Raw genomic sequence first — 1,095 nt, forward strand, 5'->3', positions numbered from 1 at the left:
GCCCGTCCGAGCGCACCAGCAGTTGCTCCTCCACCAGCTCCGTGACGCGGGCCACGGTGGACGCGGTGAAGAGACCGCGCAGGGGCAGCTCCACCTGGAAGGTGGTGCGCAGTCGGGAGATGAGCTGGGTGGCCAGAAGCGAATGGCCGCCCAGCGCGAAGAAGTCGTCGTGCAGGCCCGCGCGCTCCACGTGCAGCACGTCACGGAAGAGTCCTGCGACGCGCTGCTGGAAGGGCGTCAGGTGCTCCGGGACGACGGTGACGGAGGCCGCGGTGGATTGCTCGGGGACGGGCAGGGCCTTGCGGTCCAGCTTGCCACCGGGCGTCATCGGTAGCGCCGCCATGGGGACGAAGGCGGACGGCACCAGGTGCGCGGGCAGTCTCTCGGTGAGGAAGGCGCGCAGCACGGAGGCATCCGGCGTCGGATGGCCCACGATGTAGGCCACCAGCCGCTTGTCTCCGGGCACGTCCTCGCGAACCACCACCACCGCCTCGCGCACGGACGGGTGCGCGTTCAGGACGGACTCCACCTCACCCGGTTCGATGCGGAAGCCTCGCACCTTCACCTGCGCATCCACCCGGCCCACGAAGTCCAGCGTGCCGTCCTGCCGCCACCGCGCCCGGTCCCCCGTGCGGTACAGCCGCGCGCCGGGCACGCCGCTGAAGGCGTCCGGCACGAAGCGCTGCGCCGTCGTCGCGGGGTGGCCGGGGTAGCCGCGTCCCACGCCCGCGCCGCCAATGAAGACTTCGCCCGGGACACCAGGCGCCACGGGCTCCCCGTGCACATCCAGCACGTACAGCCGGGCACGGGCCACGGGCCGGCCAATGGGCACGGCGGTGGCGTCCGGCGCCAGCGACTCCACCGCGTGGAAGGTCGCGCAGACGGTGGCCTCGGTGGGGCCGTACAGGTTGGTGAGCTGCCCCTTCGGGCCCGCCGCGAGCACGTTGCGCACGGCGCGGGGGTCCGCGCGGTCCCCACCGAAGAAGGCGTTGCGCAGGGCCGCCAGCGCTCCGGGCTCCTCGCGCGCCATCTCATGGAAGAGGGCGGTGGTGAGCAGCACCGTGGTGGCGCCCACCTCGCGCAGCTTCCGCGCGA

The 1,095-nt window shown here is 73.2% G+C and carries 1 protein-coding gene; it reads right to left on the minus strand.

Annotation, left to right across the window (positions count from 1 at the left end; all coding sequences use genetic code 11):
- The coding region (locus D7V88_RS41725) for a non-ribosomal peptide synthetase (RefSeq protein ID WP_147449162.1) at positions 1-1,095 on the minus strand (1,095 nt) is incomplete at both ends.

It is taken from the genome of Corallococcus terminator (assembly GCF_003611635.1).
In the GTDB taxonomy this organism is placed as follows: Bacteria; Myxococcota; Myxococcia; order Myxococcales; family Myxococcaceae; genus Corallococcus; species Corallococcus terminator.